The sequence below is a fragment of the Vibrio jasicida 090810c genome (assembly GCF_002887615.1).
GTDB lineage: Bacteria > Pseudomonadota > Gammaproteobacteria > Enterobacterales > Vibrionaceae > Vibrio > Vibrio jasicida.
This window is the reverse complement of the sequence record NZ_CP025793.1, coordinates 252,960-278,281: the sequence shown is the minus strand read 5'-3', so window position 1 is coordinate 278,281 and position 25,322 is coordinate 252,960. Positions and strand designations below refer to the sequence as shown.

Below are 25,322 nucleotides of genomic sequence, written 5' to 3'. Positions count from 1 at the left end.
TGCTGCCCTCACATGTCGCGCTCCAACTAACAGACCGGAGTTATCGTTGAATGTATTCGTAACTTTCGTCAGATTTATTGCGTTTACCTACGTACTTATCTTCAAAATCTGGAGACCACACTGCGCTCGCATCTTGGTTTTGGTTCCAATCAAAAGCGGTAAAACGGTGTACCATTTTCCAAACACCATCACGACGTTCAAAACGGTACAGGTGACGACCACCTAAAATGCCTTCTTTGTCCACGCCATCTTCTTCATGCACGTGGTACGCCCACACATAGCTCTCTGCAGTTGCTGTATCACCATCCACTTCAATGAGAACGTTGCTGATGCGGTGCTGTGTAATTTTGATTGCTTCAAACCCTTTCATTGCGGGTTCAACAAAAGCGTGGGCATTGTCGTTATAGAAAAACAAATCTGGGAAGATTGGGTCTTGATGGTCTTCAATAGCATCTTCCCAGTAAGTGGACTTCATCAGCTCTGCGTCCATACGATCTAAAGAGCGAGCATGACGGAAAATCACTTCAGTAATATCTTGTTTATCAAGTAGAAGTTGTAGTTTTTGTTGCATGTCCATAAGCGCCTCCATTGGCGAATCAATCTTGGTTAATCTTTCTTACCGATTTGTTTTCGGCTTGGAATGTATCTTAGAACCAACCAATATCGACTAAAACTGAGCTACAATGACTAGCATCTATGCCTATTTAGAATAATTGAGAGCACTAATGGACCAACTAAGTGCAATGCGCGCATTTGTTCGAGTGGTACAAACGGGCAGCTTTTCTGCCACGGGTCGTGAAATGAATACCTCACAAACAACGATCAGCAAAAAAGTGGCAGCGTTAGAAAAGAAAATCGGCGTCAAGCTCCTCGCTCGAAGCAGTCGCGACCATGCTTTAACGCCTGCAGGCGCGAAGTATTATCAAACTTGCGTTGATATTTTAGGTGAACTGGATGAAGCCGAAGCTGAGGCAAGATCGGAGGTGGCTTCTCCCCAAGGGACGATTCGCATCTCAGCACCAGTGGCGTTTGGTCGCATTCTGCTTGCCCCTATCATGGCAGAGTTTTTCCAACGTTATCCTGATATCAAGGTGGATTTACAGCTCAGTGACCAGCACACCGACTTGATCAGTGATGGGATAGATGTCGCAATTCGAGCTAAACAACTGGAAGACTCAACGCTGATTGCGCGCCATTTGTTTGATAACCCAATGCTCGTTTTAGCGGCGCCGAGTTATTTACAACAGCACGGAGAACCCAAAGCTCCTGAAGACTTAAAACAACACAATTGTTTGGTTTATTCGCGGATGAGAGACATTAATGTATGGAGCTTTACCAAGCAAAATCAGAAACATGCCGTCGCGGTAAATGGTAATTTTCAAAGCGACAATGGGGATGTATTACTAGAGGTCGCGTTAACCGGAATGGGGATTGTCATTCTTCCGATTTGGATGGTTGAACATCACTTAAAAGAAGGGCGACTTACACAATTGATGAGCGACTACACAGGGCAAAATTTACCTTTCAATGCGGTGTACTTACAAAGCCGTTATACGCCTCTTAAGGTTCGCTGCTTGATTGATTATCTGAAAGAAAAACTTCCCAACGTTGAGTAGCAACAAAAAAGCGCAGAGCCAAAACTCTGCGCTTTTACATTGTAAATCGAACGGTTCTATTGGCTTTATGCCACTTCAGCACTGTACATTTGAGCCATGTGAAGACACTGCGGTTCTGGTGAGAAGTCAACGATACCTCCTCGACCTGCTTCAACATTGCAGTACTCAACTAACAAGGCTTTGAGCTTAACTCGACCGCGCTGAATTCGGCTTTTCGTCGCAGAAAGCGAAAGCCCCAACTGGTCCGCAACCGTTTGTTGAGGCAAACCGTCGAGTTCAGACAGAATCACGGCTTGGCGATATTTCTCTGGCAAGCACTCAAACATTGGGCGTAAACAATGCCCCATGGTTTGAAGATTCTCCAGCTCTATCGGCATTTCCTCTTCAACCTGATTGTCTATCAGCTCTTCGTAACTTTGCTGCGTACGATAGTGATCCATGATCGCGTTGTGCGTGATGCGATATAACCAACTTTTGATTTTGCTTCGCGCTTCTAACTGATCGATCTTTTGACTCGCCTTGATGTACACCTCTTGCAAAATGTCATCGGCTAAATCTGGATCACTGGTCTGTTTGACAATGTAGTTTTTGAGCTGCTCTTTGTGTGCCAACCACTCTGCTAACATGCGACGGTCTCTATACATAAAATAATAATTCGATATTAATCGAAATATAAACCGTATGGCAAGTATGACCTATACATTATGACTCAGACTCAACCGCGCCATCTGCTTTTAGCCATTCAGCAAAACCACCAGCAAGGTTGAGCACAGGTTCAAGCCCCATGTCAGCGGCTTGTTTTGCCGCATAGAGGGAACGAAGCCCATGTGCGCAGTAGAAAACGTACGTTTTATCTTGAGCAAAGACTGGGTTATGCACTGGGCATTGTGGATCAATCAAAAACTCCAACATGCCTCTTGGACAGGTAAATGCCCCCGGGATCACGCCAAGTTTGCGCCTCTCATCGGCTTCTCGTACATCCACGAATACGTAATCTTCGTCTGCAAACAACGCTTTGGCATCCTCAATAGAGAGGTCTGCGACACTCAAGCGTGCTTCTTCTGCTAGGGCTTTGATGCCTTTAGTGATGGTTTGTGTCATCGTTTTATTCCCCTACCACTTCACTTATTTACGTTTATCGACAGCGGCTTTAAGCAACTCAAATGAGGTTTGAATTTGCTCTAAAGAACAAGCGAAGTTCATGCGGTAGTAGTTTTCATTGGGTTCACCAAACCAAGTACCTGGCGTCAACGCCATTTTGGCTTCTTCTGTCAGCAAGGTTTTTAGCTGAGAAGATTCCAATTCTAAACCAGAAAAATCCAACCAAATTTGATTGGTTCCTTGTGGCAGGAATGCTTTCACCTGTGGCAAGTTGTGCTCAATAAACTCAATAATCCAGTTACGATTGTTTTGCGTGTAAGCATGAAAACCTTCAAACCACTCTTTGCCCTGTTGGTAAGCCGCAATGGTCGCGTAGGTGGTAAACGCATTGCCATGATCGATAGAGAGTGAAGCCGACGTCGCTTTGATTTTCTCGAAAAGTGCTTGGTTATCGCTGTAAATGTAGCCGTTAGAGGTGCTGTTCAAACCAAAGTTTTTCGCCGGAGAACCAATGATCGTCAGACTGTTTTCATAGCCTAATGAAGTCATACTGGTAAAGGTTGAACCTTCAAATACGATGTCGGCATGCACTTCATCGCTGATGATCATCACATTGTACTTCTCAGCTAACACCACCATGCGCTCTAGTTCTGCTATAGTCCAAACACGCCCCACTGGGTTATGAGGGTTGCACAGCAAAATCATTTGCACTTCACCACTTTTCAACTGGTTCTCCAGCAACTCAAAGTCCATCACGTAGTGGTCATTTTCAATTTTCATTGTATTGCCCACAACGGTTCGGCCAGCTGACTCAATCAAACGTCGGAACTGATGATAAACCGGAGTTTGAATCAATACGCCCTCACCTTCTTTGGTGAACTCGCGAATCAGCAATGCAATCGCACTCAGTACGCCCGGCACTTGAACAAAGTTATCAGTGCTAAGCTCAAGGCCATGTAAATCCTTGTTCCAATCGGCAATGGACTGAAAAACTGTCTTACTATCAAACTCGTATGAAAAGGTTTCACGGCTGACAAGTTGCTGCATCGCTCGCGAAATAGGCGATGCAATAGGAAAGTCCATATCAGCAATCCAATACGGTACAACTTGGTCTGTTCCGTACACTTGGTTGAGCATTTGGCTATCGTGTTTGATGAATTTGTCTTGAATATCTAAGCGCGTTGGCTGTGGCTTGAACATGGAATTCTCCGGTCGAAATCGTTTTTACACAGATAAGACGACTGTGGTTAGAAAAAGACGCAAAATATTTTCAGGTATTCATCTGACAGAGTATCGCAGATACTTTTTATGGATAATATTCAAGAAATTAAGAACGAAAAAACGCAGAGCCTAGACTCTGCGTTTTGTTAGATGGTTTTGCTGGTTCTTACTTACTTGGTGTAGAAAGCGCGTTTTAGTGCCATTTCTAGACCACGCACTTCCGCAAGGCCTTTCAAGCGACCGATGGCTGAGTAGCCTGGGTTGGTCTTCTTCTTCAAATCATCCAGCATTTGGTGACCATGGTCAGGACGCATTGGGATCAAACGGTGATCACCTACTTCTGCGCGGCGTTGTTCTTCATCCAGAATCGCCATCACTACGTTGTACATATCCACATCACCATCTAGGTGGGCTGCTTCGTGGAACGTCATCGGGTTGCTTTCTTCACGCTTGGTTGAACGCAAATGAGTGAAGTAAACGCGGTCGCCGTGCTTTTTGATCATCTTCACTAGGTCGTTGTCACCACGCACACCGTAAGAACCCGTACACATGGTTAAACCGTTCATTTTGCTCGGTACTTTTTCAGTCAACCAATCGATGTCTTCGATGGTTGAAACGATGCGCGGCAAACCAAGGATTGGGCGCGGTGGATCGTCTGGGTGTACAGCCAACTTCAAACCATGCGCTTCACACACTGGCATAAGTTCCGCTAAGAAGTGCGCCATGTGCTCACGCAGCTTATCTTTGCTGATGCCCGAGTAACGGTCTAACTGTGCTTGGAACTCTTCTAACGTGTAGCCTTCTTCAGCACCCGGCAAACCAGCAATGATGTTGCTTGTCAGTTGTTGGATTTGCTCCGCCGTCATGTTGTTGAAGTACTCAAGCGCCTGCGCTTGTTCAGCTTCGGTGTAATCCGCTTCTGCGCCCGGGCGTTTAAGAATGTGCAGCTCAAATGCCGCAAATGCAATTTGGTCAAAACGAAGTGCTCGAGAACCATCTGGCATTTCAAATTCAAGGTCAGTACGTGTCCAATCTAGCACTGGCATAAAGTTGTAGCAGACTGTATCTACGCCACATTCTGCAAGGTTACGCAGCGTCTTTTTGTAGTTGTCGATCCACTGTTGGTAATCACCTGTTTGAGTTTTGATTTCTTCATGAACAGGGACACTTTCAACCACCGACCACGTTAAGCCTCTCTCTTCGATGATGGCTTTACGTTTTAAAATCTCTTCTTTCGACCACACTTCCCCATTTGGAATGTGGTGCAAGGCATTTACGATGCCTGTTGCGCCAGCCTGACGAATATCGTCTAGCGACACTGGGTCATTCGGACCGTACCAACGCCAAGTTTGTTCCATGACACTCACCTTTTTTAAGACGCACTCAGCCCGCTCAAATTATTCAAGCTAAGTGCACAACGACTTCTTAATATGCAGCCACGATAATGCAGCTGCGCTGACTAGAGCCGACCAAAGCCGGCAATGTGGTTAACTATTTTCAGCACCCTGCAGAACAACAGGGTTGGAACTGAATAAGTAACCATCAAAATCTGGGTCATCGATGTCAGACAGCTCCAACAGGCGCTGTTTAACGTTTTCAAGGTGTTGCCACATGGCATTTTTTGCAGCGATAGGATCTTTACGCTGCAATGCGGCGAGGATTTTGGCGTGATCGTCTAACCACTCTTCACGGTAGTCTTGACCAGCAATGTGGGAATGGAGTTTATTCCACATTGGGCTGCTCTCACGTCGCTCCCAAGATTGTCTCAGCATGTCCACCAATACAGAGTTTTGGGTTGCCTCTGCAATACACATGTGAAACTTCTCATCACCGTTGCAATCTGCGGTGCCACTGGCGAGTTCTTCTCGTTCCAGCTCAAGGGCTGCACGCATTTTCACAATGTCGCTTGGCGTCACTTGCATCGCGGCAAATTCAGCGATGTTGCTTTCAAGTAACTGACGAGCTTGGAGCATTTCGAACGGACCAGCATCATCGCTGATCACATTCTCGCGGGAGTTGGGTTGAGATGGAATATTGATGACATACACCCCAGAACCTTTCTTCACTTCGACAAGGTTTTCCAGCTCAAGCATGATGATCGCTTCACGCACAACTGTGCGGCTAACGTCGAGACGTTCTGCAATATCGCGCTCAGGCGGCAGCCTATCACCAACCTTGTAAAGGCCGTTGATTAACTCTTGTCTTAGGACTAGACCGGTTTCTTGATACGGTCTTTTCGGTTCAAAAGGCATCATGATGATATTATCACTATATTCCATCTAACTTCTCACGCCATCATAACGACCAATAACAATTGGTCAACCTCTATGTACCAGAATGTGGTAACACCTTGTTTTCGATTGTTTCGTACTAATTAAATTGTGAATTATTGAACGGCTTTGATTTTCTCAACCAATTCATTTAATTCAGGATTTGTCTTTTCTAGGTCCGCGTACATTGGTTGAACCGCTTCAACAAATGCCGCTTTATTTGGCTCTACAAAAGTCACGCCCATCTTCTCTGCTTTCGCGCGCTCTTTCGCTTCTGACTCAGCCCACAGCTTCTTCATGTATTCCGAAGAGTCTGCCGCTGCTTTCATCAGTGCTTGTTGCTGCTCTGGCGTTAGCTTGTCGTAAGTCTTAGTTGAGATAACCAAAACGTCCGGCACCATAGTGTGCTCGTCTAAGCTAAAGTACTTTGATACTTCACTGTGACGGCTCAAGCTAAACGATGGGATGTTGTTTTCCGCAGCATCCACCACGCCTTGTTGTAATGCCGTGTATAGCTCACCGTATGCCAACGGCGTTGGGTTGCCACCCAATGCTTTCACCATCGCAATCGCTGATGGGCTTGGCTGTACGCGCACTTTTAGACCTTTTAGATCTTCCGGCGTGTTGATTGGCTTGTTGGTGTAGAAACTACGCGCACCCGCATCGTAATAAGTCACACCAATAAAGCCGCTGTCCGCTGAAGAATTCAGGATTTCACGACCCACTTCACCATCTGTCACTTTGTAGTAGTGGTCTTTATCGCGGAACAAGTAAGGCAGGTTGAATGCCGCGTAAGCCGGGGAGAAAGCTTCCAATTCTGCCGCGTTGCTCTTCACCATATCTAGAGCGCCGTTTTGCATTAGCTCCATCGATTCACGCTGTGTACCTAGCTGTGCATCAGGGTAAATACGGATACGAACTTCACCATCTGTCATTTCACGAACTTCTTTTGCCATAAAGTCCATTGCTTTATGTACCGCATGGTCACGAGGGTGGTTGTGACTCAGCTTCAAAGTGGTCGCAGCATAAGCAGAAGCAGTGGCGCCGAAGGTCATTGCAGCACCTACTACAGCGCTTAAAAGAGTCTTACGCGTCATCATTGTTCTATTCTCCTTGGATTGGTTGTCCAATATGTAGGGTAGTTTTAATTTTTTATCGGTATTTCTTGTTTCGAAGCCATTATTGGCGATCAAAAAACCTATCGTCAAAACAAAAATGCAAATTGATTGACCAAAATCACAATAGCAATCGTTAAATTGGTCAACCAATCCAATTGTGAAGCTGCTCACGGACAACCAAATCGGCTAACTTATAATCCACTCAGAAAGATTAGCGTATGTTGCTGCCCTACACAGAAACAGTTCCTTACATTGGTAAACCAATTGTTATGAGATGCGCGTATTTACTTAAAGGAAATAAAAATGAATAAATTGGTCAAATACATAAACAGGGGGCTGGCTGCCTTTACGGTCTCTCTCTCGACCTTCCTCGTCATTTGCGTAGTCTGGCAAGTGTTATCACGCTATGTGATTGGCAGACCAAGTACCGTTACTGACGAACTTGCTCGCTATCTCTTTATGTGGGTAGCATTAATTGGCGCCGCCTACACCACCGGCCTTAAACGTCACCTTGCTATCGACTTGCTAACAATGAAGCTGCAAGGCAAGCGCAAACTCATCAATGAAATCGTCATCCAAATTGCCATCGCACTGTTCTCTTACGTGGTGTTGGTTCACGGCGGTACGCAACTCGCACTGAAAACACTGGCAACTGGCCAGTTAACGCCAGCACTAGGCTTGGAAATGGGCTACATCTACTTCTGCCTACCAATCAGTGGCGCACTGATGATCTTTTACTCTGCGGTATTTGCTTTCGACCGTGTAAAACAATTGACGTCTGGTGAAGCCCTACTCACCGACACCCAGCTTGATCAATAGAGGGTTCCACAATGGAATGGCAATTAATTCTCACCCTGTTCGGTAGCTTCGCGGTCTTATTGACGATTGGCGTACCGGTTTCTTTTGCTATCGGTTTGTCATCGCTAGCCACTATTTTAATGAGCTTACCGCTAGAGCCTGCGATCGCCGTTGTGGCGCAGCGTATGGCGGCAGGCCTTGATAACTTTGCTCTACTGGCAATCCCGTTCTTTATCTTGGCGGGTAACATCATGAACCAAGGTGGTATCGCACTGCGTCTTATCAACTTCGCAAAAGTACTCGGTGGCCGCCTTCCTGGTTCACTAGCACACGTGAACGTAATGGCGAACATGATGTTTGGTTCGATTTCTGGCTCTGCGGTAGCGTCTGCAGCAGCGGTTGGCGGCACTATGTCTCCTCTGCAAAAGAAAGATGGCTACGATGAGAACTTCTCTGCGGCAGTGAACATCACTTCTTGCCCGTCTGGTTTGTTGATTCCGCCAAGTAACACACTGATCGTGTTCTCATTGGTATCTGGTGGTACATCTATCGCGGCATTGTTCCTAGCGGGTTATATTCCTGGCATCTTGATGGGTCTAAGCATCATGGTGGTAGCAGGTATCATTGCAAAACGCCGTGGCTACCCAGTGGCAGCGCGCCCTTCTCTGGCAATGGTTTGGAATACCTTCTTGAAAGCCGCCCCATCTCTTGCACTGATTGTGATCATCATGGGTGGCATCATTGGCGGTATCTTTACGGCAACAGAAGCATCAGCTATCGCGGTGGTTTATACCTTTGTGCTAGCGGTGTTGATTTACCGCGAAGTGAAATGGCGTGACATTCCAAAGATCATCCTAGAGTCTGCGGTGACCACTTCTATCGTATTGCTACTGGTTGGCGCATCAATGGGCATGTCTTGGGCGATGGCGAACGCCGACATTCCTTACATGATTGCAGATGCCCTACTGGCTATCTCTGACAACCCAATGATGATTCTACTGATCATCAACGTCATTCTGCTGATTGTCGGTATCTTCATGGACATGACACCAGCGGTACTGATCTTTACGCCTATCTTCCTGCCAATCGCATTGGATATGGGTATTGACCCTGTGCACTTCGGCATCATGATGACCTTCAACTTGGCTATCGGTATCTGTACCCCACCAGTAGGTAGTGCGTTGTTCATCGGTTGTTCTGTGGCGAACGTTGCCATCGACAAAGTAATTAAGCCTCTACTTCCATTCTACGTAGCCTTGGTTGCAGCCCTGATGGCCGTAACCTTTATTCCTGACTTGAGCCTCTTCCTACCTAGGCTTGTTCTTGGTTACTAAATAGGTGCTTGTTTACTAAATAAGCTCTTGGCTACCCATTATTAAGATAAACCATCCCGCAGGATAACCTGCGGGAAAAGGGATACAACAATGAAGACTATTTCGAATTCCACTCTGAATGAAAACGTTCTGCTTCCGGACTACGACCGCTCAACGCTTAAAAGCCGTATTGTTCACCTTGGTTTCGGTGCTTTCCACCGCGCACACCAAGCTCTATTCACCAACGAGATGCTGAACAAAACGGGCTCTGACTGGGGCATTTGCGAAATCAACCTATTTGGTGGTGAAGACTTAATTCAATCGCTGCGTGCACAAGACCACCTCTATACAGTGGCAGAAAAAGGCGCAGAATCGACAGAGGTAAAAGTGATTGGCTCAGTGACCGAATCACTCCACCCAAGCCTCGACAGCATTCAAGCGGTTTTAGAAAAAATGGCCGAGCCACAAGTGGCGATCGTTTCAATGACGATTACCGAGAAAGGCTACTGCGCCGACCCTGCGACGGGCACGCTTGATAAAAACAATCCGCTAGTCATTGCTGACCTTGCCAACCCAACGGAGCCAAAATCGGCACTGGGTTACATCGTGCAAGCACTGAAGATGCGCCGTGAACGCGGTCTGACGCCATTTACCGTGATGTCTTGCGATAACGTGCAAGAGAACGGTCACGTAGCAAAAGCAGCGGTACTTGAGTTCGCTCAACTGCTCGATCCAGAATTGCGTGACTGGATTGAAACCAACGTTACCTTCCCTTGCACCATGGTTGACCGCATTGTGCCAGCAGCAACCGAAGAGACACTGACCGAAATCGCTGAACTACTTAGTTGTGAAGATCCATGTGGCATCGCTTGTGAACCATTCCGCCAATGGGTTATCGAGGATAACTTCGTGGCAGGTCGTCCTGATTGGAACGTGGCTGGCGCAGAATTTGTTGCTGACGTTGTGCCTTACGAAGAAATGAAACTGCGCATGCTAAATGGTAGCCACTCGTTCCTAGCCTACCTAGGCTACCTTGGTGGTTACGCGCACATCTCTGACACCATGACAGATGAAGGCTACCGTAAAGCGGCATTCGATATGATGATGCAAGCACAAGCTCCTTCGCTGACCATGCCAGAAGGCACCGATTTAGAAGGCTACGCTAAGATGCTTATCGAGCGCTTCACTAACCCAAGCTTGAAACACAAAACATGGCAAATCGCGATGGATGGCAGCCAGAAAATCCCACAACGCATGGGTGGCAGCTTACGATTCCATCTTGCTCAAGGTTCGAACTTCTCATGGTTGGCAACGGCGATTGCAGGTTGGATGCGCTACGTATCCGGCGTGGACGAGCAAGGCAACGACATTGATGTTCGCGATCCAATGGCAGAGACACTACGTCAGATCTGCGACCAGCACGGCTTGAACGTTTCTGTTGTGCCTGCATTGCTCGCGGTTGAAGCTATCTTCCCAGCAGAGCTTGGTCAAAACCCACAAGTGATTGATGCGGTGAGCAGTGCTTACCAATCGCTAATCGATAACGGTGCTCGTGCCACTATCGCTGCGTTGTAATAGGAGTTAACGATGAAGAATTTCTTGTGTGAAGACTTTTTACTCTCAAACGAAACTGCACGTCGCTTGTACCATGAGCATGCGTTCCACCAGCCAATTTATGATTACCACTGCCACCTAAACCCAGCGGAAGTGGCGCAAAATCGTCAGTTCGATAACTTGGGTCAAATCTGGCTTGAAGGCGATCACTACAAATGGCGTGGCATGCGCTCGGCAGGCATTGAAGAGCGTTTGATTACGGGTGATGCGAGCGATTACGACAAATACATGGCGTGGGCGAAGACGGTTCCTCAAACCTTGGGCAACCCGCTTTACCACTGGACGCACTTAGAACTGCGTCGCCCATTCGGCATTACCAATACGCTGTTTAGTCCAGACACCGCTGACCAAATTTGGCACCAATGTAATGAGTTACTGGCGACACCTGAGTTCACAGCTCGCGGCATCATGCAGCAAATGAACGTCGTAATGGCGGGCACGACCGATGATCCTATCGATTCACTAGAACACCACAAAGCGATCGCAGAAGACGACACCATTAACGTTAAAGTACTGCCGAGTTGGCGTCCGGATAAAGCGTTCAAGATTGAATTGGACGTGTTTGCGGATTACATGCACAAACTGGGCGAAGTAGCAGACATTGAAATTCGCCGCTTTGATGATTTATTGAGTGCGCTTGATAAACGTTTGGCACACTTCGATGCACATGGTTGTCGCGCGGCAGACCACGGCATTGAGATCGTCCGTTACGCGCCGATCCCAAGCGAAGCTGATTTAGATGCGTTGCTGGCTCGTCGTTTGAATGGCGAAGTATTGTCAGAGCTTGAATGTGCGCAGTTCTCTACCGCGGTTCAAGTTTGGCTCGGAAAACGCTACGCACAATTGGGCTGGGTCATGCAGCTTCATATTGGCGCTCAACGCAACAACAGCACACGCATGTTCAAACTGTTGGGTGCTGATGCTGGCTTTGACTCGATTGGCGATCGCCCATTTGCTTTTGAACTGGCACACCTGTTAGATGAAATGGACCAAACCAACGAGCTGCCTCGCACCATTCTTTACTGTTTGAACCCTCGTGATAACGAAATGATGGCGACCATGATTGGTAACTTCCAGGGTGGCGGCATCGCGGGCAAAGTGCAGTTTGGCTCAGGTTGGTGGTTCAACGATCAGAAAGACGGCATGCAACGCCAAATGGAACAGCTTTCTCAACTTGGTTTGCTCAGCCAATTCGTCGGCATGTTAACGGACTCGCGCAGCTTCTTGTCTTACACTCGTCACGAATACTTCCGTCGCATCTTGTGTGACATGGTCGGTCGTTGGGCAGAGAACGGCGAAGTTCCGAATGACCTATCGTTGCTTGGCCCTATGGTCGAAGACATCTGTTTTGGTAACGCAAAACGCTACTTTGAAGAGAGGGCGTAACCAATGAAGCACATCGCCATTATTGGTGAATGTATGATTGAGCTGAATGGCAAACCGTTCGGCTCAATGCATCAAACATTTGGTGGGGATACGCTCAACGCTGCGGTTTATTTGAGCCGCGGCTGCGAAGCCAATAGCAAGCCTGATGAAGTTAAGGTCTCTTACGTTACAGCGCTTGGCAATGACCCGATCAGTACGGGCATGCTGACTCGCTGGGAAGACGAAGGCGTATCAACAGACTTAGTGCTGCGCGATGAGATTCGCACGCCGGGTTTGTACCTGATTCAGCTTGATGACCAAGGCGAGCGTACGTTCCTATATTGGCGTAACCAATCAGCTGCGCGTTACTTACTTCAACATCCAAACTTTGGACTGGTTAAGCAAGCGTTAACTCAAGTGGATGCGGTGTTTCTCAGCGGTATCTCTTTAGCCATCTTGCCAGAAGAAGACCGAATTTCACTGCTCAACTTATTGGTCGAACTTAAAGCTCAAGGCGTTGAAATCGCGTTTGATAGTAACTTCCGCCCAGCGCTATGGCCTCAAGACGATAATCAAACCGTCAAGAAAGTGTACCAAGCCATGTATCAACTGACGGACGTTGCCTTGGTGACTTTTGATGATGAGCAATTGATCTGGGGTGACGAAACGCCAGAGCAAACCATTGAACGCCTTACCTCTCTTGGCATAGGCAAATGCATCGTCAAGCTCGGCGCAGATGGCTGCTTGGTTCAAGACTCAACAAATCAGGGTTCGAGCACTGCTCTGGCTCCACAAGCCGTGCCAACCCAACCTGTCGCTCAAGTGGTGGACACCACATCGGCGGGCGACTCATTCAATGGTGGCTTTTTATCGGCATACCTTGCTGGCGCAGATCTCGCGACCTCATGTCAAAGAGGCAACGTACTGGCAGGTGCTGTGATTCAACATCGCGGTGCCATCATTCCCAAAGCATTCACACAACCGGCGCTTGGCGTCGTTTAAGGAACATTCATGTCTAGCATTAAAGAACAATTGAAAGCTCTGAAAGTCATCCCTGTTATCGCCATTGATAAAGCAGAAGACATTATCCCACTGGGTAAAGTACTAGCAGAAAACGGACTACCAGCAGCTGAAATCACCTTCCGTTCAGCAGCGGCTGCAGAAGCGATTCGCCTACTGCGTGAAACCCAGCCAGACATGCTGATTGGCGCAGGTACGGTGCTGAACCGCGAGCAAGCAATTGCAGCAAAAGAAGCAGGCGCAACCTTTATCGTATCGCCTGGCTTTAACCCAAATACCGTTAAAGCATGCCAAGAAATCGGGATTGATATCGTACCGGGTGTGAACAACCCAAGCACAGTTGAAGCCGCGCTAGAGATGGGATTGACCACCTTGAAGTTCTTCCCTGCGGAAGCCTCTGGCGGCATCAACATGGTAAAATCACTGCTTGCGCCATACACCGACATCGAACTGATGCCTACTGGTGGCATTAACCCTGCGAACATCAAAGATTACTTAGCTATCCCGCGTGTATTGGCATGTGGTGGTACGTGGATGGTAGACAAGAAGCTGATTGAAGCGGGCAACTGGGAAGAGCTTGCTCGCCTAACTCGCGAAGCAGTAGCGCTTGTGAATGAGTAATGGTTGGTAAGTAGCCTCAAGGCTCTTAGGTAACCCCTTAGCGACTTAGATAAAGTGCCCAGCCCTCCCTTTGTGGAGGGCTGATTCATTCAAAGCATGGCTCAATTGATTGGGTTATCGCGGTAAGTAGATTCCTGCTCTCGCCTAGGCTCGTCGGAATGACGATAGGATAAATATCTCCCTATTCGTCATCCTGAAAAGCGAGTCACGAGCGTGATTAAGGATCTACTCACAGACTGAATCAAACTCTAAAAGATTGGCAACTTTGAAGGATGACCATTGCTTACTCACTTAATGGAAATAACTCAAAGAACAACACTCTAGGGAAATAAATGGAAAACTGGTTAGCACAAGGCATTGGTGGCATCGCGTTTATGGTTGGCGTGATGGCATTCTGGCAAAAAGACGACATGCGCTTTCGCTATCAGATGATGGCGTTTTGTTTCATCATGGGTATTCACTTTACCCTGATGGGCGCAACCGTCGCCGCCATTGGCGTGATCATTAATGGCATTCGCAGCTTCGCCTCAATCAAAACTCAATCACGTAAAGTAATGTGGTTCTTCATTGCTCTTATGTGGCTGATGACCCTGCCAAACATCACTCACTTTTTTGAGTTACTCACTGTAATCGGATCATCCGTCGCCACTTGGGCACTCTTTTCCAAACAAGGCATCACTCTACGCAGCTTAATTTTGTTTAATTCCTTCTGCTGGGTCAGCCACAATATTTGGCTTGGCTCTATCGGTGGTTCATTAGTCGAGAGTACTTTTATCATCACCAACTTACTGACCATATATCGCTTGTATCAATCGAGTAAAAATAATAACCAGACACAAACTTTAAATCAGGATTAATGTATTTAGCGCTTTTTCTCACCTGGTAATAATTTTGGAGTAAACAATAACAACCATAGCGTTACATAGAATTTGGAAGCGACATAATATAAAAGTAAGACATTGATTTTAAAGAGCTTAAATAAAAACAAACAGACTACAAAATCAAGCTCACATTTAATTTGGTCAACCTATTTTTAATTATATATTGAGTTTAATCACCTAATTAAAAAATATGGTGATCCAAATCTTTAGTTCAATTAATTTTGGTTAACCAAAACATCGCTAATTACTAATATTGGTCTTGAACAAACAACTATACCAACATTAGGACAGCGACATGAAACGTCTTACCCAACTCACTCCTATCGCAGTGGCGCTTGTTCTCGCAGGGTGTAATTCATCCGACGATGACAGCAACTATATTCAACCAGAAGTCTTCTCTCGAGTGCACGACGTGCTCAGCGTTGATGGTTATCAATTTAGAGACTCCAATGGCAACGGGACGTTAGAACCGTTCGAGGATTGGCGTCTAACACCGGTAGAGCGTGCCGCCGATCTTGTTAGCCGAATGACGCTTGAAGAGAAAGCCGGCATGATGCTTATCGACACACTCAACTCCGGTGAAGGCGGTGTCGTGACAAGCAAAGGTCAGGACATGATCGCCGATGCTCAAATGACCCGTTTTATCTTCCGTAACAGCGTGGTGGAAACACCAGAAAACGCACCAAACTGCGACAGCGGACGCTCAGGCTGCCAGATTTCACCTAAAGAAGCCGCGACTTTCATGAATAGCGTTCAAGAGCTGAGAGAGAAAACCCGCATGGGTATCCCTGCTCTATTTAAGTCCAACGCACGCAACCACATCGACCCATCTGCAAAAGCGGGTATCAACGTCTCTTCGGGTGCATTCTCGGCTTGGCCAAAAGAAGCTGGACTTGCAGCCACTCGCGATATGGCGCTGATTGAAGAGTTTGCGGGCATCATGAATGAAGAATGGTCATCGATTGGTTTACGCAGTATGTATGGCTACATGATGGATTTGGCGACAGAGCCTCGTTGGTACCGCGTACATGAAACCTTTACAGAAGACGCGGATCTTGCAGCAGATATCATGCGTTCTTTGATCAACGGTCTACAAGGTGGTGGAGCCATTGACCAAGACAGCATCGCCCTTACGATCAAACACTTCCCTGGGGGAGGTCCTCAAGAAAACGGCGGTGATCCTCACTACGACTTTGGGCAAAACCAAGTCTATCCAAAAGACAACTTTGATTATCACTTGATCCCGTTTATTGCCGCGATTGATGCTGGTGCCTCTTCCATCATGCCTTATTACGGCATACCAGTAGATCAAAAGTGGATGCCAAACGATGTGGGCATGTCCTTCTCTAAAGGCATTGTGACCGACCTGCTGCGTGGTGAGCTGGGCTATACCGGCAACGTAAACTCCGATACTGGTATCATCGGCGACCGAGCATGGGGTGTGGAAGATAAAACCATCGACGAACAAGTTGCGATGGTAATCGAAGCTGGCGTCGACGTTCTCTCTGGTTTTAACGATAAAGACGTCATCGTAAATCTGGTCAACAAAGGACTGATTGACGAAGAGCGTGTCGATCTTTCAGTGACTCGCTTAGTCAAAGAGCAGTTCCAACTTGGTTTGTTTGAGAACACGTATGTGGACGTCGATAAAGCCCAAGAAATCTTAGGCAACGCAGAATATCAAGAACGTGCAGATTACGCTCAGAAGAAATCCGTAGTTCTGCTGCAAAACACAGACAAGACATTGCCTCTAGCCAAACCAAACGCCGACAAAGCAGTTTCGCTCTATGTGATGGGTATGGATGAAACCATCGCTGGTGACGAGCGTTATGGCTTTGATGTGACGTCTGGTGATTATGAAGATGGCAAAGCTCGCCCACCAGTACCAGCAGGCACTGATTACGCCGTTATTCGCGTTCGCGTCTCCAATGAAGGTGCGGATCCTGAGCTTATCTTTGGCGGTGCAAACCCAGATGAACTCGACTTGTTAGCATTCAGCCAAATGGCAACCGCAACATCTTGGAAAATTGAGCCAAGTCTGACCGATATCCAAGCCGTCATGAATGAAATTGGCGCACAGAAGACCGTGCTTTCAATTAACTTCCGTCAACCGTTTGTACTGGATGACGCAAGTAACATGAAAAAATCGGGCGCAATCTTAGCCACCTTCGGTGTATCAGACAGCAACTTAATGGAAGTCCTTTCTGGCAACTTCGCTCCTCAAGGCAAGCTTCCATTTGCACTGGCAAACAGCGCGCAAGCGATTTTGAACCAGCACTCTGACTACCCAGGTTATGACGACGCAGACACCTTGTACGAATTCGGTCACGGCCTAAGTTACGAATAACCTTTTATCCACCGAACTAGGCAGTGTCTCGGCGCTGCCTTTGTTGGATCTACTTGAGGAATAAACCATGGAACACATACTGCAGTTAGACTGGGTTGACCAAAGCATTCCCCATAAAGTTTGGGTTGAACAATACTACGACGGCTGCCGCATTTGCCTAAAGGTCGTCAAGGATGTTGAGCCAGAAATGCTCTCATTGATTGTGCCCAACATTGATGTGAAAAACGTTCGTCAGGCATGGCAAGGTAAAGCTATCAACGTTACACCCGCTTATGATGATGGCGTCCTTTTCACTCAAACCCGTTCGCTGTTCAACCTTCCTCATGGTTGCGTGATTTGGGCCGTCACTCATATCAAGATGCAAAATGGTTTGAAGATGTCTGCTGACAAGCTCTGTTTTGTACCGAAACATTCAAAGCAAGATTCTCGCTTTCAACAAGAACATCACGCTGAGGCATGTTAAACCAATAAGGTCAGCCCAGCAGCTGACCTTGTGTTTATCTGTGCTTTGCTTCAGTACGGATGAAAATCAACCTTTTGACAAATTGGCGGGATGTAAAGCTGAAGATAGGACTCAGATAGGCGAAGGGCTTCTTTAGCCAGTTCTGGGGTGATGTAGCCATATTTGCGGTAAGAGAGAGAATAGATTTTGTCGGCAACTTGCAGGGATATAGCAAAAATATTAATCGGTTGAGGTAGCTGAGGAATGTCGAAGAACTGGCGATAAATCATCTCAACTTGATACCCTAATTCAAGATCATGCTCTGTATCTGCGTGACCTAACTCTGCAAACGTATGTCGACCCAATATCAATTTTTTGGCAATAGGATTGTTATTATAATAATTCACATAAGCCGTTTCTATCATTCGATTAATATCGCTCCAATGGACAATCTTTTCTTCATCAATACACTGCTCGAGTAATAAATCAAAATCAGAGAAAACATTTTCCAATAAGTTATGAAATAAGTTTTCTATATTTGGATAATGATGATAAACCGTTGACGTTGCCATTCCGCATTCTTTAGCAACGTCGTACATCGAAATATCCGTCGCTTCTCGCCTCTCCATCAAACGGACAACTGCTTCGTTAATTTTCAACAATTTTGTTTCTGTACTAACTTTTCGCATCGTGATGTTGTCCTTCCAAATTTTAATTAAAACCTAATATATAAGGTCACACTATCAATGTCCGCCAAAAACGACCGTAACTTTGACATGCGACCTTATTGATTTGTGAATTAACTTATTTGCATATTATGGTTGTATATGTGTACCAGACTTCCCTTCAATGATTTCTAACGCAAAAGATAAATCACCGATATGACCACTTTGTCCTGTTTTTTCAACAAACTGGCAGCATGCGTCGACTTTCGGTCCCATCGATCCTGCAGGGAAAGAATATTGCTTCATTTGCTCAATGGTCACATTCTTTAGCTTTTGCTCTTGTGGTGTTCCCCAGTTGAGACAAACGTGGGTGCCATCTGTCAGAATCAGCAAATGCTCCGCCCCAATTTGTTCTGCAATTAGTGCCGCAGTCATGTCCTTATCAATAACCGCTTCAAAACCGACATACGCCCCGTCTTTTTCGATTACTGGAGCACCGCCGCCGCCACCACAAATGATCAAGTGTTCTTTTTCGAGTAAGTCTTTGATTGCTTTGATTTCTAAGATCTCTTGTGGCTTAGGAGAAGGGACGACACGACGCCAATGCGCACCATCAGGTTTCACAACCCAGTGATTTTCCTCGGCAAGTTGTTTTGCTTGATCCTCAGTGTAAACAGGGCCAATGAACTTAGAAGGGTCCACAACGGCAGGGTCGTTTTCATCGACGACAATTCGCGTAAGTATCGTCGTCGTGTAACGATCTTCAATTGCAGCATTGAGACCTTGCTGAATCAAATACCCAATCATGCCTTGTGTTTCTGCGCCAAGCACATCAAATGGATAGGGAGGGCAATCTTTATAAGCGTTGTTTTGTAGGGAAAGTAAGCCGACTTGAGGACCATTACCATGCACAATGACTAAACGGTAGTTTTTACTCAATTCAGCCAGTGAACTCGCCGTCTGCGCAATGCTTTTTTGTTGATTCTCGCAGCTCATGATCTCACCACGCTGCAATAAAGCATTCCCTCCAACAGCAACAACAATAATCGGTTTTGACATATCGAAATCTCCAAATATAAATAAATGATGTCAGATTAGACTGGCCTAACTGTATTTAATTGGAATTTTATGGTTGGAGATAAAAATCACAGTTCAATTCCTATTCAATAATTGGCATAGAAAATGAAGTTGACGTCACGTAATTTTCATTATTAATCGTTTAAAAACCGATATGTGATCTCGAATGTGTTTTTAGATTTTTAATGAGTAAGAAAATTCTGAAATTAATAAATTGATCAAGAACAACTATTTTGCGATTAGTGTTTTTTTCCTCATAAAATGTCTAGGTTCTTTTAATTTTCCCCGCAATTCGTTTCCTCAATACCGATATTAAGTTCACATCAAAGTTCGTTACATAAATTTCACTTCTAATAATTGCCATATTCAGTAGTTAAGGAGCGAAACAATGAGTAACGAAACTCAAGGAAAAATGGGGGTCATGAGTATTGCGCTATTTACGTTATGTGCAGTACTGGTGGTCGACACACTCACCGCATCCGCAAGTATAGGGGTCAGCTCGATCGGTTGGTGGGTTGTAATGCTGATTTTTTTTGTTATCCCCTATGGGTTCATCACTTCTGAGTTAAGCACAACTTACCCAGGCGACGGTGGTATCTATGACTGGGTAAAAGAAGCCTTCAATTTCAAATGGGCCGTACGCACAACTTGGTTTTATTGGATTAACGTCGGTCTATGGATGCCAGCGGTATACATCATGTTTGCAGGCATGTTTGCCGAGCTATTCATGCCAGATCTATCTTTGTGGGGCCAAATAGCGATTTGCATAGCGCTGACTTGGTTCACCGTATGGATTTGCAACGTATCGGCAGACATTGGCGTTTGGGTCACGAATGTAGGCGCCATCCTAAAAATCTTAGTGATCGGCACGTTAGGTGTAGGGGGCTTTGTTTACGCAATGAAACATGGCGTCGCAAACGAATTTTCTTTGTCTGCCATGGTGCCAACTCTCGACTCAGCGGTTGCGTTTCTTCCTGCTATTGTCTTCAACCTAATGGGTTTCGAATTGGTTGCAACCATGACGAAAGAGATGAAGGACGTGCGTGATATGCCAAAAGCCGTATTCCTTTCTATTGGTATCACTGCGTTCCTCTACATCTTCGGCACGATTGGCATTCTGATGGCGTTACCTGTTGAAAGCATCGGTCTGGTCGCTGGGTTAATCGACACATTTAAAACCTTATTTGGTGATGGTCCATTGGGCAATGCCATGGTGTATTTCTTTGGTGTCTGTGCACTATTAACGCTCATCGGCAACATGGTGAGTTGGACAATGGGTGCAAGTCGCGCTGCTGCCGAAGCCGCTCAAGAAGGTGAACTACCAGCCGCTGTAGCAAAAATGTCGGACAAAGGCTCTCCAGTAGGTGCGAACAATATCACTGGCACGGTTTCTACCGTTGTGATCTTGTCATACGCCCTATTCGCTCAAGGTAATGACGACTTGTTTTGGTCCATCTTCGCCTTTTCAAGCTGCATTTTCTTATTGCCTTATCTGTTCATGTTCCCTGCATACCTAAAATTGCGCCTCGTGGATGGCGACCGTGAGCGCCCATTCAAAGTTCCGGGTGGCATGGGTACGCAATACGTCATCTCAATTGTGTGTTTCTTGGTAATCCTTCAAGCCGTGGTGCTCTTCATCTTCCCAGAAGCACTTGACCTCACCGTCGCAGACTGGAATTACACAGCGCCAGTGCTCATCGGAGTTATCGCGACAATCTTGATTGGTGAATGGATTTTACTGGGCGCATTGAAACGCAAAAACCAACAAACGGAACAACAAGCTGAAGCGTAATTCAGGAGATTGATATGAAAAAGCTATTACAAACCACACCAAAACAAGACGGCTTCAGAATGCCTGCCGAGCAAGAGCCTCATAGCGAAATCTGGATGGCTTGGCCAGAACGCACTGACAACTGGCGAAACGGAGCAAAACCGGCACAAAAAGTGTTCGCTGAAGTGGCAAAGCAAATCAACCAAACCACTCCCGTCACCATGCTGGTAAGTGCGGATCAGTACGACAATGCCGTATCTCGTTTACCTGACGATATCCGCGTGCTTGAAGTATCAACCGATGACTCTTGGATGCGCGACATCGGCGCAAGCTATGTCGTGAATGATGAGGGTGAACGTCGCGGTGTCGACTGGGAATTCAATGCTTGGGGCGGCTTTGTCGATGGCCTTTACTGGCCTTGGAAACGCGATGACCAAGTCGCACAGAAAATGTGTGAAATTACCGCTGATTCTCGTTATAGAGCGCCAATTGTACTTGAAGGAGGCTCCATACACATCGATGGCGACGGCACTTTATACACCACAGAAGAGTGTCTGCTGGACGAGAGTCGTAACCCAGATCTAAACAAAGAAGAGTTGAGTAAAGTTCTTCGTGAACATCTCAATATAGAGAAAATTGTTTGGTTGCCTCGTGGCTTATATAACGACGAAACCAATGGTCACGTCGATAACATTCTCCACATCGTTAAGCCCGGAGAAGTGGTACTGACTTGGTGCGACGACCCAAATGATCCGCAATACGAAATCAGTCGAGAAGCCTACGACTGCCTGACAAATCAAAGAGACGCGAAAGACCGCAAAATCAAAGTCCATAAGCTGCCAATGCCAGGTCCTTTGTACATGGCAAAAGAAGAAGCAGCAGGGATTGATATTGCAGAAGGGATGGAGCGTGAAGCCGGAGAGCGCTTAGCTGCCTCATACGCGAACTATCTCATCACGAACAACCAGATTGTTCTACCTCTACTCGATAAGCGATACGACGCAGAGGTGATTGCGCTCTTAGAGGAGCTCTACCCAGGCTATGAAGTAAACGGTGTTCCTGCTCGTGAGATTTTGCTCGGTGGCGGCAATATCCACTGCATTACTCAACAAGTACCTCAAGTTTAAATCCATACGAATCCAACGACTCAAAATAAAAGGGGCGAGCTTAGGTAAGCCCCAAATGAAAATAGGAATATGATTATGAAATTACCTTCTTCAAGTGCAACTGACCTACACAAAGCAAACATTGAGCATATGGTGTCTATGAAAGATTTCTCAGTCCGAGAAATGGACAACATGATGGAATTGATGAGCTACCTAAAACAGGCGCGTAAAGACAATGCAGTCCCACAACTGTTCAAAGGAAAGTCAGTCGGGATGATTTTCGAAGCCGGCTCGACTCGCACACGCGTTTCATTTGAAGTTGCCGCAACGCTACTTGGTGGTCACGCTTTGTTCTTATCGCCAAAAGACATCCATCTTGGTGGCAAAGAGTCGATTGATGATACCTCACGTGTTTTGTCACGCATGTGTGATGTGATCATGGCTCGCACTAACAGTCCTGAAACGCTAGATGGTTTGTTAAACATGTCTACCGTACCGGTCATCAACGGCCTAGATACCCGTTTCCATCCAACACAAATGCTGGCTGACTTATTTACTATTCGTGAGCACATCACTGATGGTCGTCAGCTAAATGAACTGACTTTGGCATTCATGGGTGACGCTACTGATGTGTGCCGTTCATTGATGCTAACTTGTGCGAAATACGGCATGGGCTTTAAGCAAATTGGTCCGGTTAAATACCACATGGAACCAGAATGGGTTGAGCTTGCAGAATCGTTCTGCAAAGAGTCTGGCGGTCATATCGAGATCACCGATGATGTAGAGCGAATCAGTGATTGTGATGTGGTCTACGGCGACAGCTTCTACTGGGTCACTCAAATGGATGAGAAAGAAGAGCGCTTGGCTGCCTTCATGCCCGACTACGTGATCACGGAAGAACTTATGGCAAAAGCGAAGCCAGGTGCCATGCTTCTGCACTGCTTACCTGCAAACGACAAAGAGGAAGTCACTCGCGGTGCGCTAGAAAGTGAGTACTCTGTGGCATTCGACGAAGCAGAGAACCGCCTAACAGCGCAAATGGCCATATTGGTTTACTTCACCCATAAAGATGCCATCACGCCAAGCGAAGAAACCATCAAGCGCCACGAAGACAAAATCCTGACCTTCCTCAGCACCCTATAACGATCTCATTCACTAACTAACGTTTTTATTCGGCACACATAGCCAGACTTGCCTCTGTTTTGAGCGGTTGGTCTGGCTATCTATTGCCTGTATCAGCGTACCCACAGCGTTCCTACAGCAGCCAGAATTGGAGAACATTCGAAATGCACGGCGAAATCATCAAAGTATCTAGAAATACAGAAAATGCACCAATCAACGACGGCTCAACTCAATCGGTAGCTTTCTCCCATTACAACAATATCTCAGCGCAACTGCCGATTGACCCAAAAAGCCAAAAGTTAGTGGAAGGGGGCATCAAAGAGCAAACTAAGCAATGCTTAAGCAATATTAGGTCTATCGTGGATAGCATCGAGCACAGCTTAAATGACGTCGTTAAAATCACGATTTATCTTAAATCTATGACCGATCTGGATGCTGTCGATGAGGTTTATAAACAATACTTCATCAGCCACCTTCCAACTCGAACCGTAATTGCCGTTGCTGCACTGCCTTTGGAAGGCGCTTTGGTTCAAATCGACGCGCTCATTTCGAACGGTGAAGGTACACACCCTCAAGAACCTTGCGAGCTGATCAAGTTGGTAAGAAACACAGCAAAAGCCCCAACCAGTTTGCTGTCGAGCCAAAGTGTTGCGTTCTCACATTACAACCACATTTCAGCTCAACTGCCAATCGAACCAGAAACAGGCAATATTGCTGAAGGCGGAATCAAAGCGCAAACTCGACAATGTCTGAAAAACATCAAGAGCATACTGAATAGTATTGATGTCCCTTTTGATGACATTGTTAAACTCAATATCCATCTGAGAAGTCTCGACGACGCCTTTGCTGTCAATCAAGTCTACAGCACATTTTTTCCAGACTCGGCGATAGCAAGAAGCGTTGCCTACGTGCCCGCTCGTACTGTCATCAAAGCTGAGGGGTTACCAATGGACGCCTTGGTGCAAATAGACGCAACGGTTTCTCATGGAGACGGAACGCCACCACAAGCCGTTGAAGATAGACATGGGATTGTGATTCGCGCCCACAACACAGAAGCGGCACCAGTCAGCAAGTTCTCCACTCAAACTGTCGCTTTCTCGCATTACAATAACATTTCTGCACAACTGCCAATCCATCCGTCGAGTAGCGAAGTCATTGCTAATGACGTAGGCGAGCAAACCATGCAATGCCTCGACAACATCAAAGCCATCATCAAAAGCGTGCACCATGTAATGGACGACATCGTGAAGCTGAATATTCAGCTCAAAGATATAAACGACTTGCAAGTAGTAGAGGATGTTTTAGCAAGCTACTTTGATAAAGAACTTCCAGCGTGCACTGTCATCGGTGTATCAGAAATCTTTATGGACGCTTCAATCCAAATAGACGCTATCGTTTCTAATGGTGAAGGCACATTTCCAAAAGAAGAGCTTAGCTACTGAGCCTCATAAAATTATCGAGAAACAAGGTCAGCCCAACCGCTGACCTTGTTTTTATCTGTGCTTTTCTTCCCTGACATATTGCCAAAACCCAAGACTTCAAAGCTCACCTATAAACAGCCAAAATACTCCAACAATTTTGCGCGAAATGAAGACAAATATCTTTGTGATGTTCCTTCTAAAAGAAGCTGCAAAATTATGGCGTGATACAGCAAAGCATCAAGTATAAAACGACACTTCAAATCTCTCCTTTTCTTTTGAAATCAGACTTCTAATGAAAATGCGAGAATAACCCTCACTCCGCCCTCTGTCAGAGCTTTGTCAAGACAGAGAACACACTCTTATCCTCACATAAAACCTTCACATCACGGTCATAATCTAGGGTCTAAAATTACCTTTGAACTCGTGTCTACGG

Annotated in this window: 23 protein-coding genes; 14 read left to right on the top strand and 9 right to left on the bottom strand. The window is 46.3% G+C overall.

The window, feature by feature from the left end; genetic code table 11:
- Nucleotides 1-40: 40 nt before the first annotated feature.
- Nucleotides 41-577, bottom strand: a complete 537-nt coding sequence (locus tag C1S73_RS18860) for a nuclear transport factor 2 family protein (RefSeq protein ID WP_038871481.1) — start codon at nucleotides 575-577, stop codon at nucleotides 41-43.
- A 148-nt stretch (nucleotides 578-725) separates the two neighbouring features.
- On the opposite strand from C1S73_RS18860, the gene C1S73_RS18855 reads away from it, so the two are divergent.
- Complete coding sequence (locus tag C1S73_RS18855; RefSeq protein ID WP_038871484.1) at nucleotides 726-1,616, top strand: LysR family transcriptional regulator; 891 nt, start codon at nucleotides 726-728, stop codon at nucleotides 1,614-1,616.
- 65 nt (nucleotides 1,617-1,681) lie between these two features.
- Here the strand turns inward: C1S73_RS18855 and sigZ are convergent, their stop codons facing one another.
- The 6 genes from sigZ to C1S73_RS18825 form a co-directional block, all read right to left on the bottom strand.
- Nucleotides 1,682-2,242, bottom strand: a complete 561-nt coding sequence (gene sigZ / locus C1S73_RS18850; RefSeq protein WP_038871486.1) for an RNA polymerase sigma factor SigZ — start codon at nucleotides 2,240-2,242, stop codon at nucleotides 1,682-1,684.
- Nucleotides 2,243-2,318: 76 nt separating this feature from the next.
- The gene (locus C1S73_RS18845; protein WP_038871488.1) at nucleotides 2,319-2,717 is read right to left on the bottom strand and encodes a rhodanese-like domain-containing protein; all 399 of its coding nucleotides are present in this window, start codon (nucleotides 2,715-2,717) and stop codon (nucleotides 2,319-2,321) included.
- 24 nt (nucleotides 2,718-2,741) lie between these two features.
- Complete coding sequence (locus C1S73_RS18840; protein WP_038871491.1) at nucleotides 2,742-3,917, bottom strand: MalY/PatB family protein; 1,176 nt, start codon at nucleotides 3,915-3,917, stop codon at nucleotides 2,742-2,744.
- A gap of 191 nt (nucleotides 3,918-4,108) precedes the next feature.
- Nucleotides 4,109-5,296, bottom strand: coding sequence for a mannonate dehydratase (gene uxuA / locus C1S73_RS18835; RefSeq protein WP_038871494.1), 1,188 nt, complete (start codon nucleotides 5,294-5,296; stop codon nucleotides 4,109-4,111).
- 129 nt (nucleotides 5,297-5,425) lie between these two features.
- Complete coding sequence (locus C1S73_RS18830; RefSeq protein ID WP_038871498.1) at nucleotides 5,426-6,217, bottom strand: FCD domain-containing protein; 792 nt, start codon at nucleotides 6,215-6,217, stop codon at nucleotides 5,426-5,428.
- A gap of 107 nt (nucleotides 6,218-6,324) precedes the next feature.
- A complete protein-coding gene (locus tag C1S73_RS18825) occupies nucleotides 6,325-7,308 on the bottom strand; it encodes a TRAP transporter substrate-binding protein (RefSeq protein WP_038871500.1) in 984 nt (327 codons plus the stop codon).
- A 321-nt stretch (nucleotides 7,309-7,629) separates the two neighbouring features.
- Here C1S73_RS18825 and C1S73_RS18820 point away from each other — a divergent pair, with 321 nt between their 5' ends.
- The 9 genes from C1S73_RS18820 to C1S73_RS18780 all read left to right on the top strand — a co-directional run bounded on the left by C1S73_RS18820 (nucleotide 7,630) and on the right by C1S73_RS18780 (nucleotide 17,748).
- Nucleotides 7,630-8,145: a TRAP transporter small permease gene (locus tag C1S73_RS18820; RefSeq protein WP_038871502.1), complete on the top strand. Its 516-nt coding sequence runs from the start codon at nucleotides 7,630-7,632 to the stop codon at nucleotides 8,143-8,145.
- 11 nt (nucleotides 8,146-8,156) lie between these two features.
- Nucleotides 8,157-9,458, top strand: a complete 1,302-nt coding sequence (locus tag C1S73_RS18815) for a TRAP transporter large permease (protein WP_038871505.1) — start codon at nucleotides 8,157-8,159, stop codon at nucleotides 9,456-9,458.
- 90 nt (nucleotides 9,459-9,548) lie between these two features.
- Entirely contained in the window at nucleotides 9,549-11,012 is a 1,464-nt protein-coding gene (locus tag C1S73_RS18810) for a mannitol dehydrogenase family protein (RefSeq protein WP_038871508.1), read from the top strand.
- Nucleotides 11,013-11,024: 12 nt separating this feature from the next.
- Entirely contained in the window at nucleotides 11,025-12,437 is a 1,413-nt protein-coding gene (uxaC, locus tag C1S73_RS18805) for a glucuronate isomerase (RefSeq protein ID WP_038871511.1), read from the top strand.
- Between the two features lie 3 nt (nucleotides 12,438-12,440).
- On the top strand, nucleotides 12,441-13,418 hold the full coding sequence (locus C1S73_RS18800; RefSeq protein WP_038871513.1) for a sugar kinase: 978 nt from the start codon (nucleotides 12,441-12,443) through the stop codon (nucleotides 13,416-13,418).
- A 9-nt stretch (nucleotides 13,419-13,427) separates the two neighbouring features.
- Nucleotides 13,428-14,057: a bifunctional 4-hydroxy-2-oxoglutarate aldolase/2-dehydro-3-deoxy-phosphogluconate aldolase gene (locus C1S73_RS18795; protein WP_005429019.1), complete on the top strand. Its 630-nt coding sequence runs from the start codon at nucleotides 13,428-13,430 to the stop codon at nucleotides 14,055-14,057.
- Nucleotides 14,058-14,389: 332 nt separating this feature from the next.
- Nucleotides 14,390-14,914: a YgjV family protein gene (locus C1S73_RS18790; RefSeq protein ID WP_038871516.1), complete on the top strand. Its 525-nt coding sequence runs from the start codon at nucleotides 14,390-14,392 to the stop codon at nucleotides 14,912-14,914.
- A 319-nt stretch (nucleotides 14,915-15,233) separates the two neighbouring features.
- Nucleotides 15,234-17,285 (top strand): glycoside hydrolase family 3 protein, encoded by a 2,052-nt coding sequence (locus tag C1S73_RS18785; RefSeq protein ID WP_038871519.1) that lies wholly within the window; start codon nucleotides 15,234-15,236, stop codon nucleotides 17,283-17,285.
- Nucleotides 17,286-17,352: 67 nt separating this feature from the next.
- Nucleotides 17,353-17,748: a hypothetical protein gene (locus tag C1S73_RS18780; RefSeq protein WP_038871521.1), complete on the top strand. Its 396-nt coding sequence runs from the start codon at nucleotides 17,353-17,355 to the stop codon at nucleotides 17,746-17,748.
- Between the two features lie 50 nt (nucleotides 17,749-17,798).
- Here C1S73_RS18780 and C1S73_RS18775 read toward each other — a convergent pair whose 3' ends face one another.
- Entirely contained in the window at nucleotides 17,799-18,416 is a 618-nt protein-coding gene (locus C1S73_RS18775) for a TetR/AcrR family transcriptional regulator (protein WP_038871524.1), read from the bottom strand.
- A 126-nt stretch (nucleotides 18,417-18,542) separates the two neighbouring features.
- Complete coding sequence (gene arcC, locus C1S73_RS18770) at nucleotides 18,543-19,451, bottom strand: carbamate kinase (protein WP_038871527.1); 909 nt, start codon at nucleotides 19,449-19,451, stop codon at nucleotides 18,543-18,545.
- A gap of 406 nt (nucleotides 19,452-19,857) precedes the next feature.
- On the opposite strand from arcC, the gene C1S73_RS18765 reads away from it, so the two are divergent.
- From C1S73_RS18765 to C1S73_RS18750, 4 genes are all read left to right on the top strand, one after another.
- Nucleotides 19,858-21,261 (top strand): APC family permease, encoded by a 1,404-nt coding sequence (locus C1S73_RS18765; RefSeq protein WP_038871529.1) that lies wholly within the window; start codon nucleotides 19,858-19,860, stop codon nucleotides 21,259-21,261.
- Between the two features lie 14 nt (nucleotides 21,262-21,275).
- Nucleotides 21,276-22,367: an agmatine deiminase gene (aguA, locus tag C1S73_RS18760; RefSeq protein WP_038871530.1), complete on the top strand. Its 1,092-nt coding sequence runs from the start codon at nucleotides 21,276-21,278 to the stop codon at nucleotides 22,365-22,367.
- 75 nt (nucleotides 22,368-22,442) lie between these two features.
- On the top strand, nucleotides 22,443-23,489 hold the full coding sequence (gene argF, locus C1S73_RS18755) for an ornithine carbamoyltransferase (protein WP_009706650.1): 1,047 nt from the start codon (nucleotides 22,443-22,445) through the stop codon (nucleotides 23,487-23,489).
- Between the two features lie 143 nt (nucleotides 23,490-23,632).
- Nucleotides 23,633-24,910 (top strand): RidA family protein, encoded by a 1,278-nt coding sequence (locus tag C1S73_RS18750; protein WP_038871532.1) that lies wholly within the window; start codon nucleotides 23,633-23,635, stop codon nucleotides 24,908-24,910.
- Nucleotides 24,911-25,322: the final 412 nt, after the last annotated feature.

What these genes read in the sequence shown, in the direction of transcription:
- C1S73_RS18775 (WP_038871524.1), bottom strand. Translation starts at nt 18,416, where the DNA reads ATGCGAAAAGTTAGTACAGAAACAAAATTGTTGAAAATTAACGAAGCA.
- C1S73_RS18790 (WP_038871516.1), top strand. Translation starts at nt 14,390, where the DNA reads ATGGAAAACTGGTTAGCACAAGGCATTGGTGGCATCGCGTTTATGGTT.
- uxaC (WP_038871511.1), top strand. Translation starts at nt 11,025, where the DNA reads ATGAAGAATTTCTTGTGTGAAGACTTTTTACTCTCAAACGAAACTGCA.
- C1S73_RS18780 (WP_038871521.1), top strand. Translation starts at nt 17,353, where the DNA reads ATGGAACACATACTGCAGTTAGACTGGGTTGACCAAAGCATTCCCCAT.
- C1S73_RS18800 (WP_038871513.1), top strand. Translation starts at nt 12,441, where the DNA reads ATGAAGCACATCGCCATTATTGGTGAATGTATGATTGAGCTGAATGGC.
- C1S73_RS18765 (WP_038871529.1), top strand. Translation starts at nt 19,858, where the DNA reads ATGAGTAACGAAACTCAAGGAAAAATGGGGGTCATGAGTATTGCGCTA.
- uxuA (WP_038871494.1), bottom strand. Translation starts at nt 5,296, where the DNA reads ATGGAACAAACTTGGCGTTGGTACGGTCCGAATGACCCAGTGTCGCTA.
- C1S73_RS18795 (WP_005429019.1), top strand. Translation starts at nt 13,428, where the DNA reads ATGTCTAGCATTAAAGAACAATTGAAAGCTCTGAAAGTCATCCCTGTT.
- C1S73_RS18840 (WP_038871491.1), bottom strand. Translation starts at nt 3,917, where the DNA reads ATGTTCAAGCCACAGCCAACGCGCTTAGATATTCAAGACAAATTCATC.
- arcC (WP_038871527.1), bottom strand. Translation starts at nt 19,451, where the DNA reads ATGTCAAAACCGATTATTGTTGTTGCTGTTGGAGGGAATGCTTTATTG.
- C1S73_RS18810 (WP_038871508.1), top strand. Translation starts at nt 9,549, where the DNA reads ATGAAGACTATTTCGAATTCCACTCTGAATGAAAACGTTCTGCTTCCG.
- C1S73_RS18750 (WP_038871532.1), top strand. Translation starts at nt 23,633, where the DNA reads ATGCACGGCGAAATCATCAAAGTATCTAGAAATACAGAAAATGCACCA.
- sigZ (WP_038871486.1), bottom strand. Translation starts at nt 2,242, where the DNA reads ATGTTAGCAGAGTGGTTGGCACACAAAGAGCAGCTCAAAAACTACATT.
- argF (WP_009706650.1), top strand. Translation starts at nt 22,443, where the DNA reads ATGAAATTACCTTCTTCAAGTGCAACTGACCTACACAAAGCAAACATT.
- C1S73_RS18855 (WP_038871484.1), top strand. Translation starts at nt 726, where the DNA reads ATGGACCAACTAAGTGCAATGCGCGCATTTGTTCGAGTGGTACAAACG.
- aguA (WP_038871530.1), top strand. Translation starts at nt 21,276, where the DNA reads ATGAAAAAGCTATTACAAACCACACCAAAACAAGACGGCTTCAGAATG.
- C1S73_RS18815 (WP_038871505.1), top strand. Translation starts at nt 8,157, where the DNA reads ATGGAATGGCAATTAATTCTCACCCTGTTCGGTAGCTTCGCGGTCTTA.
- C1S73_RS18845 (WP_038871488.1), bottom strand. Translation starts at nt 2,717, where the DNA reads ATGACACAAACCATCACTAAAGGCATCAAAGCCCTAGCAGAAGAAGCA.
- C1S73_RS18785 (WP_038871519.1), top strand. Translation starts at nt 15,234, where the DNA reads ATGAAACGTCTTACCCAACTCACTCCTATCGCAGTGGCGCTTGTTCTC.
- C1S73_RS18830 (WP_038871498.1), bottom strand. Translation starts at nt 6,217, where the DNA reads ATGGAATATAGTGATAATATCATCATGATGCCTTTTGAACCGAAAAGA.
- C1S73_RS18860 (WP_038871481.1), bottom strand. Translation starts at nt 577, where the DNA reads ATGGACATGCAACAAAAACTACAACTTCTACTTGATAAACAAGATATT.
- C1S73_RS18825 (WP_038871500.1), bottom strand. Translation starts at nt 7,308, where the DNA reads ATGATGACGCGTAAGACTCTTTTAAGCGCTGTAGTAGGTGCTGCAATG.
- C1S73_RS18820 (WP_038871502.1), top strand. Translation starts at nt 7,630, where the DNA reads ATGAATAAATTGGTCAAATACATAAACAGGGGGCTGGCTGCCTTTACG.